The sequence below is a fragment of the Mesorhizobium sp. M7A.F.Ce.TU.012.03.2.1 genome, from assembly GCF_004006095.1.
Taxonomy (GTDB): Bacteria; Pseudomonadota; Alphaproteobacteria; order Rhizobiales; family Rhizobiaceae; genus Mesorhizobium.
The window spans coordinates 5,775,913-5,790,866 of sequence record NZ_CP034779.1; the positions used below are offsets into that span (position 1 = coordinate 5,775,913).

The 14,954-nt window shown below is 63.1% G+C and carries 21 protein-coding genes and 1 pseudogene; 10 read left to right on the forward strand and 12 right to left on the reverse strand.

Translation table 11 applies throughout. The features are described from left to right. The coding region (locus EJ079_RS28680) for a TCP-1/cpn60 chaperonin family protein (RefSeq protein WP_281040142.1) at positions 1-412 on the forward strand (412 nt) is incomplete at its 5' end. 88 nt (positions 413-500) lie between these two features. On the opposite strand, the gene EJ079_RS28685 is transcribed toward EJ079_RS28680, so the two are convergent. Further along, positions 501-1,109, reverse strand: a complete 609-nt coding sequence (locus EJ079_RS28685; RefSeq protein ID WP_127810788.1) for a TetR/AcrR family transcriptional regulator — start codon at positions 1,107-1,109, stop codon at positions 501-503. Positions 1,110-1,209: 100 nt separating this feature from the next. On the opposite strand from EJ079_RS28685, the gene EJ079_RS28690 reads away from it, so the two are divergent. The 3 genes from EJ079_RS28690 to EJ079_RS28700 all read left to right on the forward strand — a co-directional run bounded on the left by EJ079_RS28690 (position 1,210) and on the right by EJ079_RS28700 (position 3,099). Beyond that, positions 1,210-2,217: an NAD(P)-dependent alcohol dehydrogenase gene (locus tag EJ079_RS28690; protein ID WP_127810789.1), complete on the forward strand. Its 1,008-nt coding sequence runs from the start codon at positions 1,210-1,212 to the stop codon at positions 2,215-2,217. Between the two features lie 33 nt (positions 2,218-2,250). Then, positions 2,251-2,697, forward strand: coding sequence for an OsmC family protein (locus EJ079_RS28695; protein ID WP_127810790.1), 447 nt, complete (start codon positions 2,251-2,253; stop codon positions 2,695-2,697). 78 nt (positions 2,698-2,775) lie between these two features. Then, complete coding sequence (locus tag EJ079_RS28700; RefSeq protein WP_245481748.1) at positions 2,776-3,099, forward strand: nuclear transport factor 2 family protein; 324 nt, start codon at positions 2,776-2,778, stop codon at positions 3,097-3,099. 86 nt (positions 3,100-3,185) lie between these two features. On the opposite strand, the gene EJ079_RS28705 is transcribed toward EJ079_RS28700, so the two are convergent. From EJ079_RS28705 to EJ079_RS28735, 7 genes are all read right to left on the reverse strand, one after another. Beyond that, positions 3,186-3,797 carry a LysE family translocator gene (locus EJ079_RS28705; protein WP_127810791.1) on the reverse strand — a complete coding sequence of 204 codons (612 nt, stop codon included), beginning with the start codon at positions 3,795-3,797 and terminating at the stop codon, positions 3,186-3,188. An 81-nt stretch (positions 3,798-3,878) separates the two neighbouring features. Further along, the gene (locus tag EJ079_RS28710) at positions 3,879-4,199 is read right to left on the reverse strand and encodes a YkgJ family cysteine cluster protein (RefSeq protein ID WP_164874009.1); all 321 of its coding nucleotides are present in this window, start codon (positions 4,197-4,199) and stop codon (positions 3,879-3,881) included. A 55-nt stretch (positions 4,200-4,254) separates the two neighbouring features. Next, positions 4,255-4,422: a hypothetical protein gene (locus EJ079_RS28715; RefSeq protein WP_127319514.1), complete on the reverse strand. Its 168-nt coding sequence runs from the start codon at positions 4,420-4,422 to the stop codon at positions 4,255-4,257. A 1-nt stretch (position 4,423) separates the two neighbouring features. Then, positions 4,424-4,831, reverse strand: coding sequence for a hypothetical protein (locus tag EJ079_RS28720; RefSeq protein ID WP_013532398.1), 408 nt, complete (start codon positions 4,829-4,831; stop codon positions 4,424-4,426). After that, on the reverse strand, positions 4,831-5,058 hold the full coding sequence (locus tag EJ079_RS28725) for a hypothetical protein (protein ID WP_013532399.1): 228 nt from the start codon (positions 5,056-5,058) through the stop codon (positions 4,831-4,833). Before EJ079_RS28725 ends, EJ079_RS28720 begins: the two co-directional genes overlap by 1 nt. 364 nt (positions 5,059-5,422) lie before the next feature. Continuing rightward, the gene (locus tag EJ079_RS28730) at positions 5,423-5,632 is read right to left on the reverse strand and encodes a cold-shock protein (protein ID WP_010915421.1); all 210 of its coding nucleotides are present in this window, start codon (positions 5,630-5,632) and stop codon (positions 5,423-5,425) included. A gap of 425 nt (positions 5,633-6,057) precedes the next feature. Next, the gene (locus EJ079_RS28735; protein ID WP_127810792.1) at positions 6,058-6,711 is read right to left on the reverse strand and encodes a glutathione S-transferase family protein; all 654 of its coding nucleotides are present in this window, start codon (positions 6,709-6,711) and stop codon (positions 6,058-6,060) included. A gap of 196 nt (positions 6,712-6,907) precedes the next feature. Here EJ079_RS28735 and EJ079_RS28740 point away from each other — a divergent pair, with 196 nt between their 5' ends. Then, positions 6,908-7,087: a CsbD family protein gene (locus EJ079_RS28740; protein ID WP_127810793.1), complete on the forward strand. Its 180-nt coding sequence runs from the start codon at positions 6,908-6,910 to the stop codon at positions 7,085-7,087. Positions 7,088-7,144: 57 nt separating this feature from the next. Here EJ079_RS28740 and EJ079_RS28745 read toward each other — a convergent pair whose 3' ends face one another. Continuing rightward, positions 7,145-8,275 carry a metallophosphoesterase gene (locus tag EJ079_RS28745; RefSeq protein ID WP_164874010.1) on the reverse strand — a complete coding sequence of 377 codons (1,131 nt, stop codon included), beginning with the start codon at positions 8,273-8,275 and terminating at the stop codon, positions 7,145-7,147. 110 nt (positions 8,276-8,385) lie between these two features. Between EJ079_RS28745 and EJ079_RS28750 the strand changes: the two genes are divergently transcribed. After that, positions 8,386-8,979: a hypothetical protein gene (locus EJ079_RS28750; protein WP_127810795.1), complete on the forward strand. Its 594-nt coding sequence runs from the start codon at positions 8,386-8,388 to the stop codon at positions 8,977-8,979. 64 nt (positions 8,980-9,043) lie between these two features. Here EJ079_RS28750 and EJ079_RS28755 read toward each other — a convergent pair whose 3' ends face one another. Further along, positions 9,044-9,724, reverse strand: coding sequence for a TetR/AcrR family transcriptional regulator (locus tag EJ079_RS28755; RefSeq protein WP_127811409.1), 681 nt, complete (start codon positions 9,722-9,724; stop codon positions 9,044-9,046). Positions 9,725-9,820: 96 nt separating this feature from the next. Between EJ079_RS28755 and EJ079_RS28760 the strand changes: the two genes are divergently transcribed. Next, a complete protein-coding gene (locus EJ079_RS28760; RefSeq protein WP_127810796.1) occupies positions 9,821-10,600 on the forward strand; it encodes an NIPSNAP family protein in 780 nt (259 codons plus the stop codon). Here EJ079_RS28760 and EJ079_RS28765 read toward each other — a convergent pair. Both EJ079_RS28765 and choX read right to left on the reverse strand, forming a co-directional pair. After that, positions 10,597-11,409 carry an alpha/beta hydrolase gene (locus EJ079_RS28765; RefSeq protein WP_127810797.1) on the reverse strand — a complete coding sequence of 271 codons (813 nt, stop codon included), beginning with the start codon at positions 11,407-11,409 and terminating at the stop codon, positions 10,597-10,599. The genes EJ079_RS28760 and EJ079_RS28765 overlap by 4 nt on opposite strands. 8 nt (positions 11,410-11,417) lie before the next feature. After that, a complete protein-coding gene (gene choX / locus EJ079_RS28770; RefSeq protein ID WP_127810798.1) occupies positions 11,418-12,356 on the reverse strand; it encodes a choline ABC transporter substrate-binding protein in 939 nt (312 codons plus the stop codon). Between the two features lie 81 nt (positions 12,357-12,437). On the opposite strand from choX, the gene betI reads away from it, so the two are divergent. The 3 genes and pseudogenes from betI to EJ079_RS28785 all read left to right on the forward strand — a co-directional run bounded on the left by betI (position 12,438) and on the right by EJ079_RS28785 (position 14,648). After that, entirely contained in the window at positions 12,438-13,085 is a 648-nt protein-coding gene (betI, locus tag EJ079_RS28775) for a transcriptional regulator BetI (protein ID WP_127810799.1), read from the forward strand. 116 nt (positions 13,086-13,201) lie between these two features. Then, a pseudogene (locus tag EJ079_RS34070) lies at positions 13,202-13,496 on the forward strand (IS1 family transposase); the annotation flags it as partial. Positions 13,497-13,889: 393 nt separating this feature from the next. Then, positions 13,890-14,648 carry an SDR family oxidoreductase gene (locus EJ079_RS28785; RefSeq protein ID WP_127810801.1) on the forward strand — a complete coding sequence of 253 codons (759 nt, stop codon included), beginning with the start codon at positions 13,890-13,892 and terminating at the stop codon, positions 14,646-14,648. The last annotated feature ends 306 nt before the right edge of the window (positions 14,649-14,954 follow it).

The following is a 14,954-nucleotide window of genomic DNA, read 5'->3' on the forward strand; positions in this document are numbered from 1 at the left end:
TGGCGTAGCCCTGCTGCGCGCTTCGGCCAACATCAAGGCCACCGGCGTCAACGCCGACCAGGCCGCCGGCATCAACATCGTTCGTCGTGCGCTGCAGGCTCCGGCCCGCCAGATCGCGGCCAACGCCGGTGCGGAAGCATCGATCGTTGCCGGCAAGATCCTTGAGAACAAGGGCTTGACCTTCGGCTACAACGCCCAGACCGGCGAATATGGCGACATGATCGCCATGGGTATCGTCGATCCGGTCAAGGTCGTTCGCACGGCTCTCCAGGACGCGGCTTCGGTCGCCGGCCTGCTGGTCACCACCGAAGCCATGATCGCGGAGGCTCCGAAGAAGGAGTCGGCTGGCGGCGGCGGCATGCCTGGCGGCATGGGCGGCGGCATGGGCGGCATGGGCGGCATGGATTTCTAATCCACGCTTCCATCTGTCTTCAGAACACGGAAAGGGCGGCAGAGATGCCGCCCTTTTTGTTTTGCGCAGCAGTCGCTGTGGCCGTCTCTCAGACGGCGGCATCCGCGGGTTGCTTTACCTCGCCGGCAAGCACCGCGGCTTCGATCAGCGCCGCGACCTCATCGGCCACGGCCTGTACCGGGGCGCGGTCTCGGGTGGCGCGGGCGATCACCATCAGCCCTTCCAGCGACGATTCGACCAGCAGTGCCAATGCATGCGCGCGGCGCTCGGGCACCCCTGCCCTGACGAAGGCGTCCCGCAGCAGGCCTATCCAATGTTCGAAGGCCGAGCGGCACAACTCCGCCAGTTCCGGCACGTCGGTGGGCGAGTCCAGCACGACAGGCGCGATCGGACAGCCGAGCGAAAACTGGTTGTCTTCCAGCATGCGCCCCACCGACTGGTAGATATGATGGACGGCCACCGCCGGATCCTTTTCGGCAGCCAGCGCTTCGCCCAGCCTCTCCGTCACGTCGGCAACGCTGGCGCGCGTCACCTCGATGACCAGTTGGTCCTTGCCGCCGGGAAAATGAAAATAGAGCGAGCCTCGCGGCGCGCCGCTGGCGCTCAATATGTCGTTGAGCGAGGTGCCGTGATAGCCGCGCTGCCTGAGCAGCAGCCCAGTCGTCTCGAGTATGCGGGTGCGGGTGTCGTTTGCCATGTCAACCTCTGTCAGCAGGAATCATTATAGGCCTTGCGCAAAATATGACAATCGGTCTACATAATATGTAGATCAGTCTATATATTTCTGGGGAGAACGCATGCGGAGCTACCGTCTCGAAGGGTCTGGGACCGAACCCCTGATGCTGCGCGACACGGCGCAGCCGGAGCCGAGGCCGCATGAGATCGTGGTGCGCGTTCGCGCCACCTCGCTCAACCGGCGCGATACGATGATCCTCAACGGCACCTATCCGCTGCCGCCGCGCCAAGGCGTCGTTCCGCTGAGCGACGGGGCCGGTGACATTGTCGCCATTGGCGATACCGTCACCCGCTTTGCTGTCGGCGACCGCGTGACCGGCAGCTATTTCGCCCGATGGATCGACGGCCGCATCCATGCCGGACTCATCGATCAGCTCGGCTGCACGCTGGATGGCATGCTGACCGAATACGCCGTTCTCGACGAACAATGGGCGGTGCGGCTGCCCGATCATCTCGACTGGCATGAGGCGGCAACGCTGACCTGTGCCGGCCTGACCGGCTGGAATGCGGTGATGGGCGCCGGAATTCCGAAGCCCGGCCAATGGGTTCTGGTCATCGGCTCGGGCGGCGTCTCGCTGTTTGCACTGCAGTTCGCCAAGCTGCTCGGCTGCCGTGTCGTCGCCGTCACCTCGCGCGGCGAGAAAGCCGACAGACTGCGGGCGCTGGGCGCCGATCTGGTGATCTCGACATCGGATATGCCGCAATGGGGCGCGGCCGTCCGCGACCAGACCGGCGGCATCGATCTCGTCGTCGAGACCGGTGGCCCGGCGACCTTCGCTCAGTCGCTGATCGCCAGCACGCTTTACGGGCACATCGTGCTCTTGACGCTGCAGGATGCGAAAGGCGGATCGATCCAGCTGCCGGCGGCACTCTACCAGCGCAGCCTCGCTACCATCAGCCGCCTGTTCGTCGGCAACCGGACCAATCTCGAAGCCATGCTGCGCGCCGTCTCGCAGCATCGCCTGCGGCCCGTCATCGACAAGGTCTTCGCCTTCACCGAGGCCGGCGATGCCTACCGCTATTTCCAGCAGGGCGACGTCTTCGGGAAGGTGATCATCGACGGCGCCTGACCCATCAAGTCCTCAAACCAAGGGAGAACGACAATGACAATTCGTGAAGCCTCGGCCAAATGGCAAGGCACGCTGAAGGAAGGGGCGGGCCGGCTGCGGCTCGGCAGCGGCGTCTTCGAAGGCGCCTATTCCTTCCCGTCGCGCTTCGAGAACGGTCCGGGCACCAACCCGGAAGAGCTGATCGCCGCAGCGCATGCAGGCTGCTTCTCGATGGCGCTGAGCGCCATACTGGGCGGCGCCGGCCATGTTGCCCGCAATATCCACACGATCGCCAAGGTGCATCTCGGCGCGACCGCGGCCGGGCCGACGATCACCCGGATCGAACTCGAAACCGAGGTGGAGGCCGCAGGACTCGCCGCAGATGAATTCGAGCGCCTTGCACAGTCCGCCAAGGCGGGCTGCCTCGTTTCGCGGGCCCTTGCCGGCGTGTCTCAGATCACCCTCAACGCAACGCTCGTTGAAGCCACCAAAGGCCAATGAAGCCAGGAGGAAGAAGATGACACAGGAGCTTGTCTGGACGCAACCGCGTACGATCTGTCCCAGCAGACGGCCGAGATCATGCGGCGCTACAACGACGTATTCCAACGCCATGATCCCTCGGCACTCGCCGAATTGGTGGCTGAGGATTGCGTGATCGAGAACACCGTGCCGGCGCCGGACGGCGCCCGTTATGCCGGTCAAGCGGCGTGCGTCGGGCTTTGGACGGCGATCGCGACCCAGGCCGGCACGCGCTTCGATATCGAGGAAACCTTCGTTGCCGGGGACCGGGCAACGATCCGCTGGCGCTATTTCATGGCCGACGGCAATTCGCTGCGCGGCGTCAACCTCATGCGCGTGGCCGACGGGCGGATCGTCGAAGCGATGGGCTATGTGAAGGGGTAGCGCGCCGAGCAATTTCCCAAAGGGCATCGCCCGGAACAGCGCAACAAGGCGAGCGGATCAGCAAGACTGAGCCGCTCCCCGTGGCTCTACCGATCCGCCAGCGCCAGCTTCGCGCCAAGCATGACGAAGGCGCCGGCGAAAGTCCGGCGCATCCAGGTCAACACCATTGGCCGCGAGACGACGTGGCTGCGGATCGAGGCGGCGAAGATGCCGTAGCCGACGAAAACCACGAAGGTCAAAAGCATGAAGACGGAACTCAGCTCCAGCATCTTCGACAGCGCGTTGGGCTCCGTGGTGCTGACGAATTGCGGCAGGAAGGCGAAGAAGAAGATCGAGAGTTTCGGATTGAGCACGTTGACGAGGATGCCGGCGGCAATCACCTTGCCGGCCGAACGCGGCGTCACATCCTGGTCGACGCTGAGGCCACCATTTTCCTTGAGTGTGTTCCAGGCCATGTAGAGCAGGTAGGCGACGCCGAGATATTTCAGCGTCTCGAAGGCGAGCGCACTGGTGTGCAGCAGCGCCGCCAGGCCAGTGATGGCAGCGGCCATGTGCGGGATGATGCCGAGCGTGCAGCCGAAGGCGGCGATGACGCTGGCTCGCGCACCGCGCGAGAGGCCGGCGCTCAGCGTGTAGAGAACGCCGGTGCCGGGCGAAGCCACGACAATCAGGGACGTCAACAGAAATTCGATGCTCACGATGGTTCCTCCGGCACCCTACCCAACCAGGAAGGTATCGGGCTGCGGGTCGGCGCACAAGCGGAGGCGATTGGAGATTGGCTACACCGGTAACCCGAGCGCCTGGCGTGCCATCAGGCACTCCTCGTCGCCGGGCATGCAGGCGCGACAGACATCCGGCCGGACGTCGTAGATGCCGCAAGCGGTCGACTTGCCGATCTCGCCGGACAGCGCCGAGCAGCGCACGCCCTCGCAGCGCATGCCTGACAGGTCAGATGCGACATATTTTTCCGGGATACGGTCGAGCTGTGCGTCATCCTCGGTGGAAAAGCGCGGCCACTCGGCCGAATAGGAACAGCAGGCACCGCAGCTTTGGCAATCGAAGGTGCCGTGTTGCGACGACAAAACGCTCGCGGCGGCCACCAGGGCGGACAGCCCCGGCGCGGCGGGGTTTTGATCGGCGTCTTGCGGCAAGGCGCTATTTCTTCTTAGCCGTCTTGCCCTTCGGCGAATCCGCCGGCGACTTGAACAGATCGGTCGCGGCCTCGGTGGCGTCGCCGGCCTTCGGCGCGGCAACCGGCTTGGCCGGTTTTGCCGCAGCACCCGAGGCTGCTGTCTGATCCTTGGAGGAGAATTTTATGGCCATGTCAGTCCTCGTCGGCGAAGCGCGATGATGGGGCGCGCGGATTGCGCAGGCGGCCGATCAGCGCCGAAACAGCCGTGATGTTCATTTCCTCGGGCGACCAGTTTTTCACCGCCTCGATGTGATGGGCCGCCAGCTCGCGATGCGTGCTGCCGCTGTAGGCGGCGTCCTGATAAGTCACCCGCTCATGGGTCTTGGCGTCTTCGCGGACATATTCGATCAGGTAGTTCGGGCATTCGGCGCGGCCACGCACGCCGACGCGCACCTGGGCATCACCGTGGGCACGCTTGCAGCGTTCGAGCTTTTCCAGCACACGCCGGACGAATTCGACCGGCTTGTCGAGGCCTTCGACCATATCGGCAATGGTTGCGTCGGCGGCGATCGGTGTTGGCGGTACGCGTTTGGTAGCCATCAGCGTCTTCCGGCCCGCTTCGGCAAAGCGGCTAGCGCGGCGGCGGCGGCCATCTCGTCGGCCTCCTTCTCCAGCCGCAATTCGCGCAGACGCGCGGTCTTGGCTTCACGTGCCTCGCTGACGGCGTCGCGCTCGGAATTGATGCGGTTGAGCGACATCGACTGGGTTTGCGTCTTGCTGAACAGGGACACGGCCTGATCGACGGTTGTCTTTGAACTGGTGGTCAAATCTTTCTCCTGTCAGGAGCCTGTGCCGATGGAGCGAGACCGGGTCTTCGGTCAGGATCACGCACAAAGCAATACGCGCGGCGAATTCAAATTGCTGGAGCGTCCCTTAGCACGTCCAGGCTGGCGCGCAGCGCACTTTCGGCGGCGAGGCCCGCAAAATGAAAAAGGCCAGGCACCGCCTGACCTTCCGTAAGGCGCCGCGCAACCAGATGACCATCCAAAAAGGATGCACCGGGATGCACGAAACGCCCCTCTCATGCGCATGATATGCCGTGGAAACTCAGGTCTCCGCGGCCATGCGCCCGAATTCGCCACTCACCGGTGCCAGTACATCCGTGGTCACCGGGAGAGCTGAATTCTTTTTTCAGGCCGCCTTCAACTGGTCGGCGGACATCTTGCCCGACTTGTTGTCGCGGACCATCTCGTAGCCGAGCTTCTGGCCCTCGACGATGTCGCGCATGCCGGCGCGCTCTACGGCCGAGATGTGGACAAAAACGTCGGCCGAGCCGTCGTCAGGCTGAATAAAACCAAAACCTTTGGTGGCGTTGAACCATTTAACTGTGCCGGTGCTCATGACGAACCCTTTCCATGGCAAATATTCGTTCGACGCCATGCGGATGCACAACGTCGTTTGTCCCGATTTTTGATGTGGGAAGTTCGTCAAAGGCGCGCTCGAAAGCGCGGATAACAAAAGTCAGTCAAACAAATATCGACGATTTGCTTATAGGCTTCTTTTGGCGCGCTGTCAAATTTGCATAAAGCCACAGCTGCGGAATTCTCCCAAACCACCTGGCCAAAACACCTGGCATGACGGCAGATCGGACGCCAAACAGCGCGCTTGCGCCAACTTGAGAAAAGTTTTCCGGCATCCAGGAACCATCTGCGCAGACGCGCATTTATTCGGTGTCATCGGCAGTTCATGAGAGCAATCGAATAACAGTTGATGGCAAAGACGCCCCCCGCACGATAAAAGGTGCGAGGGGCGTTTTCGTTTGGATCCTATTCGTCCGGACCGGGTTCCGGCCACGTCTCCCTGGCCGCCTCGGCATACCAGTGGCGCATCGCCGGCGTTGCCAGCACGGCGTCGACATAGGCGCGCGTATCCGGCGCCAGCGTGCCGCCATAGGTGTCGAAACGGGTGACGACAGGCGCATACATGGCATCGGCCGCGGTGAAGTGGCCGAACAGGAACGGGCCGCCCTTGCCGTATTTTTCCCGGCACTGGCGCCACAGCGCCTCGATGCGGGCGCGTTGCGCCTCGCCCTCGGCCTCAAGCGGCTTGTGGCCCTTCGGCCGACGCAAATTCATCGGCCAGCCATAGCGAACCTCACGAAAGCCGGAATGCATCTCGGTCGCGGCCGAACGCGCCAGCGCACGGGCGTCGATATCGGCCGGCCAGAGCTTTTTTTCGGGAAACAGGTCGGCAAGATATTCAAGGATGGCAAGGGTTTCCCAGACGATCTTGCCATTGTGATTCAGCACCGGCACCTGACCTGTCGGCGACACTTTCGCCAGATTGGCAAAGGTTTCAGGCGTGCGCAGCCGCACGAAACCTTCCTCGAACGGGATCTCCAGATGCCTCATCGCCAGCCATGGCCGCAGCGACCATGAGGAGAAACACTTGTTGCCGATATAGAGCGTAAATTCTGCCATTTTTCTCCCCGCACGCCTGGCCTCGAAAATCCCATTGCCAACGCGTGTTCACAGCCTAGCCCACCGACCTTGCCCCAGGCGGCGGCCGCGCGACCTTCTCTGCCGTCCGGGCGACGCCTGGAACCTAACCGACGCCGGCCCGTTGGCTACCCGCAAATGAATTCCTCCGAATTCACACCCCAGGAGATGCGCAAAAATGGTGAACAAGGATCAGGTTGCGGGCGTGGCCAAGCAGGTCAAAGGCTCGGTCAAGGAAGCCGCAGGCAAGGCGACCGGCAACAGGCAGACCCAGGCCGAAGGCACGGGCGACCGGATCGCCGGCAAGATGCAGAAGGCCTATGGCGACGTCAAGGACGAGGTCAAGAAGGCGCTCTGATCCGACATCGAGAAACGCGCTTTATCGAGGGAAAGGCGGCCGCGAAGGCCGCCTTTTTCATGTGCTCCAGCCCGTGCTGAAAGCATTGGTGAAGGCAACCTCGCCATGATCGCCGGTCGCCTCGCCCAGCACCACGTCCATACCGTCGCTGGTCACCCTGGCCAGCGCGAAACCGCCCATATAGGCAGCCTTCGGCTTGAACAGGTCGATCCCGTCCCTGCGATAGATCAGCGGCGTTTCGTGCTGGTGGCCGTGGAAAATGCCGACGACATTGTAGCCGTTCAGCGCCGCCAGCAACGCCTGCCGGTCGGCCTCGCTCCACCAATGCGGCGCACCGGTGCCGTCATCATCGAAGTGGCTCTTGGCGGCATCCCAGCGTTCCACCGAAAAAGTGTCCCAGCCATAATGCTGGAACAGGACGACCGGACGGCCGTCCGCCGCATAGGTCGCCAGGTCCTGCTTCAGCCATGGCAGGCTGCTCTCGGCGCCGTGGCCGGTATCGCCGGCGAAACGATGCGTCTGGATCAGATGCAGGCCGCCCCAGTCCCAGGAGTAGCAGTCGGTGTCGACATCGTAGTCGGTGGCCGGCACCGGCGGCTTGAAGAACACGCCGGCGCGATGGTTGACCTCGACATAGTCGCGCAGTTCGCGCCGGTACCAGTCGACATGGTGCGGCGGCCCGTTCTGGTCGAGATCATGGTTGCCGAGCCCGACATAGACCGGCATGTGCACGCGATCCGGGCCGACGCCCTGGCTGTAGCGCTGGCTGAACTGGAGCAGTTGGGTGCCCTCGCTCGGCTGCGTGATCTGGCCGCCGCCATCGTCGGTGACGTCGCCGCCGACGACGAGGCCGAGCGGCGTACCTATCTTGCCGGCGGAACGCAGGCCGGTGGCGACGCCATTGATCTCGGCCGGCCAGTCCTTGTCGCCAAGCGCATTCAGCACCGCCACGTTGCGCAGCAGCGCGGCGTCGGTCTTGCCTTCCTGCAGGCAGTTGGGACTCAAGCCGCTCGCCATGCGGCAGGCATGGACATCGGCGATGAACAGGAAGGTGGCGTCGATCGACTGGACGCGTTGCCCGGTCTGGCCGAAGGCCGGCCGCGGCAAGGCGCCGGCCGCGGCAAATCCTGCAGCCTGTACCAGGAAGTTGCGTCGGGAAAGCGATCCAGTCGAACGGCGATTCATCATCTGCTGATTCAGCATGGACAGCAGCCGGTCGTCCAGCGCCTCTGCGCCATCATCGACATGACGCCACGGGTCTGGCATGTCTCGCTTGCGCAAGCGGAGGAGGACGAAAGATGAAAGCCGCACCTATCTGCATGATCCTGGCCGCGATGCTGTGCGCGAGCACCGCGCATGCCGCCGGTTGCGTCGACGCCAAGTCCGCCAGGAAGGGTTTCGTTCTGGCGAGACCCGGCATCCACAGCGAATTTCGGCCCGTGGCCGGCGGGATGATGTCGGTTGCCAACACCTACGAATCGCAATCGCCCCAGACCCAATATCTGTTCGCCGGCCTGATCGAGGTGTTTCGCGACAGCGACACCGGCCGGCAGGCGATGATCCCGTTTTCCGATCTGCGAAAGCTGTTCCCGCTGAAGGCGGGGGCAAAGGCCACGATAGAGTTCGTCGAGTTGTCGCCGAACAAGCCGCCGAAGGGCACAAAGACGCTGAGCCTTGTCGTCAAGGGCAAGGAGACATTCAGTCTGGGCGACTGCAAATACAATGTCCTGGCGGTCAAGGAGACCTTCAAGAACGGCGCCGGCGAGACGCTGGATTCATTCACCGCCCTTTATGCGCCCGATCTGCAAGCCGCGCTCGCGCGGCGCTACGATGAAGGCACCGGTTCGGAATCCGTCAACGGCTACGAGACGATCAAGCCGCTGGCCGAGTAGCTGAACCAGAGCCCGGCGTTCCCCACCTCGCCCGGCATCGGATGAAGAACGCAGCGCCGCAAAGTCAAGAGGTTCTCGGCCGTGGCAGTATCCTGTTGCGTCGCCTGGCTGCCAATCCGCCCTGCGATGGCGATGGCGCGCTGCGCTCCAGCCCCGCCAGGCAATCCCGCAGCACACCGGCATCCTGCGCCGTCTTGGCCATCGACATCGCCCCGGAATAGGCGGCGACCGTCAGCGCGGCGAAGCGTTCGGGGTCCGTGCCCCCATCCTTGCCCGCCTGCTGGTCGGCACGCACCTTGTCGGCAATCGCGCGCCGCCACCCGGCAAAGATACCGGAAAGGGCAATGCGGAAATCGGGATCGGCAAGCGACAGTTCGTGCGCCAGATTGTTGAGCGGGCAGCCGCGCACGAAACCCTGCTGCTCCAGTTCCGCCGCCACGGCCTCGAACACCGAGCGCACGCCCTCGCGGGCCGACGCCGCCGCCAGCACAGGCGCGATCCATGTCTCTTCGACCGCTGCGGCCACACGCTCGTCGATCACCGCCAGCGCCAGCGCCTTCTTGGTCGGGAAATGGTGATGCAGCGCGCCGCCGCTGACATCAGCCGCCGCCATCAGATCGCCGATGCTGGAGGCGTGATAGCCGCGCGCCTGGAACGCGTCCTCGGCGACATCGAGCACTTTCTTGCGCATGCCTTCAGGGTCGTTGGTGCGTTTTCCCGGGCGCGGTTTTGGCTGGACGGTCATCTCTGCTGACATTGCCGAACTTTAGCATGTTGACAAAACAGGACAACCGGTCTTTTTTACAAAACAGGACGATCACCCTGTTTTTGAGAATGTCGGATGAACCTGCCCCAGAACGTTGCGACGAAACCCTCGGCGCTCGCTTCGCCTGTCGTCGAGCTTCGGCGATACACGCTGAAGCCCGGCAAGCGCGACACGCTCATCGGCATCTTCGACGGCAGGCTGATCGAGGGCCAGGAGGACGCCGGCATGACCATCATCGGCCAGTTCCGGGACCTCGATCGGCCTGACATGTTCGTCTGGATGCGCGGCTTCGACGACATGGATGCGCGGAAAAATGCTCTCGCCGCTTTTTATGGCGGGCCGGTCTGGGCGGCGCACAGCCATGCGGCCAACGCAACGATGATCGATTCCGACGATGTGCTGCTGCTGAAGCCGGCGTGGCCGGGCGCCGGCTTCGACCTAGCTGGCGCGCAGCGGCCAAGCCTGGCCGACGATAAAAAGCCCATTCCAAACAAACCGCTGACCGGCATCGTTGTCATCGAGATTCATCATTTGCAGCCCGGCACGGAGGCAGATTTCGCCACTCGCTTCGAGATTGAGACGGCGTGCCTGATGACGGCCGACGCACGCCTGCTCGCCGCTTTCGTTACCGAGCATGCCGAAAACAGTTTTCCGCGCCTGCCGGTACGGGCTGATGAAAACGTCTTCATCAGCGTCATGGGTTTTGCCAGCACCGAGGCGCATGCCCGCCACCAGGCTGCGCTTGCCGCTTCTCCGGCATGGCGGGGTTTTTTGCAGGCCGCGCAGCTCGGCCTGACCAAACAAACGGAGACTTTGCGGCTGTCGCCCACATCGCAATCATTGGTCGGGCGTTAGACTTCAAATGCCTCGATGATCGCCTTTGCGACAAGGACCGGGTCTTCCCAATGCGGGTTGTGGCCACAGCTCTCGGCCCGAACGAAGACGGCTCCGGCAAGGGCGGATTGCAACGCCTGCTGGTGCGCCTCGCCGAACAGCGGGTCGCAGGCGCCGGCGATGATCAGCGTCCGGGCTTGCACGGCTCGTGCAGCATCGGTCAGGTCGGCGCATCGGATTTCCTCGAGAATCGCGCGCCAGCGCGGGGTCGGCATCGCCGAGGCCTCTTGCGCCAAGCCGGCGAGAAAGGCTGCTGGCACGTCGGGACGACAGGCATGCCACCAGGCATAGAACGGATCGGCCGGCGATATCGGGTCGCGCAGGGCCTCGACGCCCGCGACCAGCGGATGACCCGGCGCGAAATCGGGCTTCAACGTGCCGGCCAGGACCACCAGCCCGCCGATCAACTCCTTGTGCCCCGCAGCCAAGGCGACAGCCACCATGGCGCCCAGCGAATGGCCGACCACGACCGGTCGGTCGAGTTGTAAACTCTGGATCAGCCCGGCCATATCATCGGCAAGATCGGCGATGCCGCAGTTCTTGCCAGCCTGCGAGGCGCCGTGGCCGCGCAGATCCGGCATGATCAGACGACGGCCGGCCAGATATGGCGCCAGAAGCGAAAAACTGCGGCTGGTGTCGGTGAAGCCGTGCACCAACAGCAGTGCCGGCTCGGCGCCTGATACCTCGACATAGGCGATGTCGAGATCGCCGACAGTGACGAATTGCTTGCGGCCGGCCCAGGCGCCCTGCTCCGGCAAAGCATCAAGCACCGCCGCTCTCACAGACCGAGCTTTTCCTTGACCGCGGCGAGGCCGGGTTGGCCGTCGAAGGTGGTGACGCCGGCGAGCCAGGCGTCGAGGCGGCTTTTGTTGGCCGTGATTGCCTTCAGCGCGCCGTCCTCCGGCTTCATGCCGTCATTGATCAGATAGCCCATGCCGACATTCTCGAAATCGATGTCGAAGGCGAGATTCCTGAGGAATTGCGCGACGTTCGGGCATTGCTCGAGATAGCCCTTGCGCACCTGCGTCGTCACCGTCGCGGCGCCGAAGTTCGGGCCGAAGAACTTGTCGCCGCCGGTCAGGTACTTGAAGTCGTACATCGTGTTCATCGGATGCGGCGCCCAGCCCTGGAAGACGATGAACTGCTTTTCCTTGATCTCGTAGCCGACCTCGGAAAGCATGCCGGCTTCGCTGGACTCGACCACTTGCCAGCCGTCCAGGCCAAAGGCGGGATCGGCGATGGCGTCCATCATCAACTGGTTTGAACCGGGCTCGATGCCGTACATTTTCTTGCCGAACTTGTCGGCGAATTTGTGCAGGTCGGAAATGTCCTTGACGCCGGCATCCCAGGCGTAGGTCGGAACGGCGAAGGTGTATTTGGCGCCCACGAGATTGACGCGCACATTTTCGACCGAGCCGTCCTTCTTGTAGGGCTCGTAATAGGTGACCATGGCCGGATCCCAGTAGCCCAGGAACAGGTCGAGGTCCCTGTTCTTCATGCCCTCGTAGATGACATTGATGCCGAGCACCTGGCTTTGCGGCTGATAGCCGAGCGCCTCCAACAGGACGTTGGCGACCCCCGTGGTGAAGGCAAGGTCGTTCCATCCGGGTTCGGCCATGCGGACCGTCCTGCACTCTTCGGCCTCGGCCGCCTGGGCCGCATGAGTGGCCAACATGAGGGCGGCAAGGCAGACGCCATTTGCAAAGATGCGCAACATTTCGGTTCTCCTCATTCGTTAAATTGACCAATTGGTCTTTTTATTGTCCCATGGGTCAATTCTTGATCTGAGCGGACGAAAATGTCAACGTGGATTCGAAATGCATGGACCAATCCCGTGAAACTCAAGCGTCTCAGTGAGATACGCCGCAAGGAGCTGCGGCAGGCGGCCTTCGTGGTTCTGGAGCGCGAGGGCATTGCCGGCGCGACCCTGGAAAAAGTGGCCGCCCAGGCAGGTGCCTCCAAAGGCATCGTGCTGCACTATTTCCGCAACAAGCAGGAACTGTTCGAGCACGCGATGCGCGAAGCCAATGCCGTCCTGTGCCAGGCGGTGATCGCGCGGCTTCGCCGGGCGCGTACGCCGATGGAGCGCATGGATGCGGTGATCGAGGGCAATTTCGAGGAGCATCTGTTCCAGCCGCCTCTGTGCCATGCCTGGCTGTCGCTCTGCGCCGAGGTGCCGCGCGACGAGAAGATGGCCCGTATCCAGCGGGTGATTCATGCGCGCATGCGCTCGAACCTGTTGTCGGGCCTGCACGGCCTCGCCTCGCCGGCGGATGCCGACGACATCGCGCTTGGCGTCACGGCGCTGATCGACGGGCTTTGGCTGCGGCTCGGCCTGCAGCCGGGCAGCGTCTCGCGCGAACAGGCCGTCCGCCAGGTCAAGAATTATGTCGCGGGCCGGCTGGCCCGGCGGGAGCCCGTCACCGAAGTTCATACCGTGGGATAGGCGGTAGTGGGTCAGTTTGAAATTTGATGCCGCGAATGCCGTTGTCGTGACCCGCCGTGAACTCCTATATGCTTACAGAAACGTATGGGACGGCGTATGACAATCGAGTGCATAGCCCCGCCGAATGCACTGGTGCGCGGAAAGAGTGGATCGAAGGTAATCCAGACATCAAGCACGTCAGCACGTCATTTGCCGAACGCCAAAACCGGACTATGCGGATGCATATGCGCCGCTTCACGCGCCTGACCAACGGCAGTGGAAGCTCACGCCAACGCCGTTGCCCCTGCACTTCATGTATTACAACTTTGTCCGCATTCATGCTTCATGCGCATGACGCCCGCGATGGCCGCCGGCGTGACTGGCAAGCTTTGGGAGATTAGCGATATCGTTGCGCTGATCGAGGCGAAGGAAGCCGAAAAGCCAGCGGCTCGGGGGCGTACCGAAAGAAAGGTGTCTCAACTGATTGATCCTCAACCCATCACGAATGAAAATATCCTGAGGGTTCTTTGCATCGTCCTCGTCGAAATTCGCGCGACCGATGATCTATCCAGAGCTCGTATGCTCGCGGATTCATTTCACAACGCACCGGCCATGATCGCCTCTGGCGCCGGTCCGCAGGATACCTGGGCAAGTGTACTTGGAACCGCTCGCAGGCTTGATATGGAACGATATGTCGTCTCACTGCTGAGCCACGTTCAGGCGAGACAGATTTCAAACTGACCCACTACCGGATAGGCTGGCCGCTTGACCTCGCCCGCTGATATGCGGTGCTCCGCGGCGGCCAGAGTAGCCTTGGAGCATCCGATGAGACTTCACAACAAGCGCGCGCTGGTCACCGGTGGGTCGGACGGTATCGGCTTGGCGATCGCCGAGGCCTTTTTGCGCGAGGGCGCGGACGTCCTGATCGTCGGCCGCGACACCGAAAAGCTCGACGCCGCCCGCAAGCAGCTCGGCGGCACTATCGAGACGCTGTCGGCCGATCTTGCCACCTCGGCCGGCATTGCGGCCGTCATCGAGCACGTAAAAAAATCGGGCACGCCTATCGATATCCTCGTCAACAATGCCGGAGTGGCTTTCCTGGTGCCGTTCGAAACCGTCAGCGAGGCGCAGTTCCAGCAATCCTTCGCGCTGAATGTCACTGCTGTGTTCTTCCTCACCCAGGGCCTGCTGCCGCATCTGGCGGCCGGCGCATCGGTGATCAACATCTCGTCCTATTTCGCCAACAAGATGATCCCGAAGCGGCCGTCGAGCCTCTATTCCCTGTCGAAGGGCGCGTTGAACTCGCTGACCAAGTCGCTCGCCTTCGAACTCGGCCCGCGCGGCATCCGCGTCAACGCCATCGCGCCCGGCACGGTCGACACCGCCATGCGGCGCAAGACAGTCGACAATTTGCCGGCCGAGGCAAAGGCGGAACTGAAGGCCTATGTCGAGCGCAGCTATCCGCTCGGCAGAATCGGCCGCCCCGACGATCTGGCCGGTATCGCGGTCTATCTCGCTAACGACGAGGCGGCCTGGACCAGCGGCGGCATCTTCTCCATTGACGGGGGTTATACGGCGGGGTGAGCTGCTTTTCTCCCTCCTTGAGGGGGAGATGGCCGGTCCACCCTCCGCAGCTGCAGCGCAGCTGCTGCGGAGGACGGGCAGGCCAGAGGGGGTCGCCTCACATGGAGCGCCAACCTTCTTCCGGCGGCGGCAGGAGGTCGCGCCCGGTCGAACCGACCCCCTCTGTCGCCTTCGGCGACATCTCCCCCTCGAGGAGGGAGATCACCAGCACACCTTCAACCGATTTGCATCCTCGCCGCCCGCAATCTCCGCTTGAAGCCGTTTGTGCAACGCGATACGCCGTTGCCGACTTCGACAAGGAGAGAC

What these genes read in the sequence shown, in the direction of transcription:
- EJ079_RS28690 (WP_127810789.1), top strand. Translation starts at nt 1,210, where the DNA reads ATGCGGAGCTACCGTCTCGAAGGGTCTGGGACCGAACCCCTGATGCTG.
- EJ079_RS28755 (WP_127811409.1), bottom strand. Translation starts at nt 9,724, where the DNA reads ATGACCGTCCAGCCAAAACCGCGCCCGGGAAAACGCACCAACGACCCT.
- EJ079_RS28740 (WP_127810793.1), top strand. Translation starts at nt 6,908, where the DNA reads ATGGTGAACAAGGATCAGGTTGCGGGCGTGGCCAAGCAGGTCAAAGGC.
- EJ079_RS28785 (WP_127810801.1), top strand. Translation starts at nt 13,890, where the DNA reads ATGAGACTTCACAACAAGCGCGCGCTGGTCACCGGTGGGTCGGACGGT.
- EJ079_RS28720 (WP_013532398.1), bottom strand. Translation starts at nt 4,831, where the DNA reads ATGGCTACCAAACGCGTACCGCCAACACCGATCGCCGCCGACGCAACC.
- EJ079_RS28730 (WP_010915421.1), bottom strand. Translation starts at nt 5,632, where the DNA reads ATGAGCACCGGCACAGTTAAATGGTTCAACGCCACCAAAGGTTTTGGT.
- EJ079_RS28695 (WP_127810790.1), top strand. Translation starts at nt 2,251, where the DNA reads ATGACAATTCGTGAAGCCTCGGCCAAATGGCAAGGCACGCTGAAGGAA.
- EJ079_RS28685 (WP_127810788.1), bottom strand. Translation starts at nt 1,109, where the DNA reads ATGGCAAACGACACCCGCACCCGCATACTCGAGACGACTGGGCTGCTG.
- betI (WP_127810799.1), top strand. Translation starts at nt 12,438, where the DNA reads ATGTCAACGTGGATTCGAAATGCATGGACCAATCCCGTGAAACTCAAG.
- EJ079_RS28745 (WP_164874010.1), bottom strand. Translation starts at nt 8,275, where the DNA reads ATGATGAATCGCCGTTCGACTGGATCGCTTTCCCGACGCAACTTCCTG.
- EJ079_RS28715 (WP_127319514.1), bottom strand. Translation starts at nt 4,422, where the DNA reads ATGGCCATAAAATTCTCCTCCAAGGATCAGACAGCAGCCTCGGGTGCT.
- EJ079_RS28750 (WP_127810795.1), top strand. Translation starts at nt 8,386, where the DNA reads ATGAAAGCCGCACCTATCTGCATGATCCTGGCCGCGATGCTGTGCGCG.
- EJ079_RS28735 (WP_127810792.1), bottom strand. Translation starts at nt 6,711, where the DNA reads ATGGCAGAATTTACGCTCTATATCGGCAACAAGTGTTTCTCCTCATGG.
- choX (WP_127810798.1), bottom strand. Translation starts at nt 12,356, where the DNA reads ATGTTGCGCATCTTTGCAAATGGCGTCTGCCTTGCCGCCCTCATGTTG.
- EJ079_RS28700 (WP_245481748.1), top strand. Translation starts at nt 2,776, where the DNA reads ATGCGGCGCTACAACGACGTATTCCAACGCCATGATCCCTCGGCACTC.
- EJ079_RS28760 (WP_127810796.1), top strand. Translation starts at nt 9,821, where the DNA reads ATGAACCTGCCCCAGAACGTTGCGACGAAACCCTCGGCGCTCGCTTCG.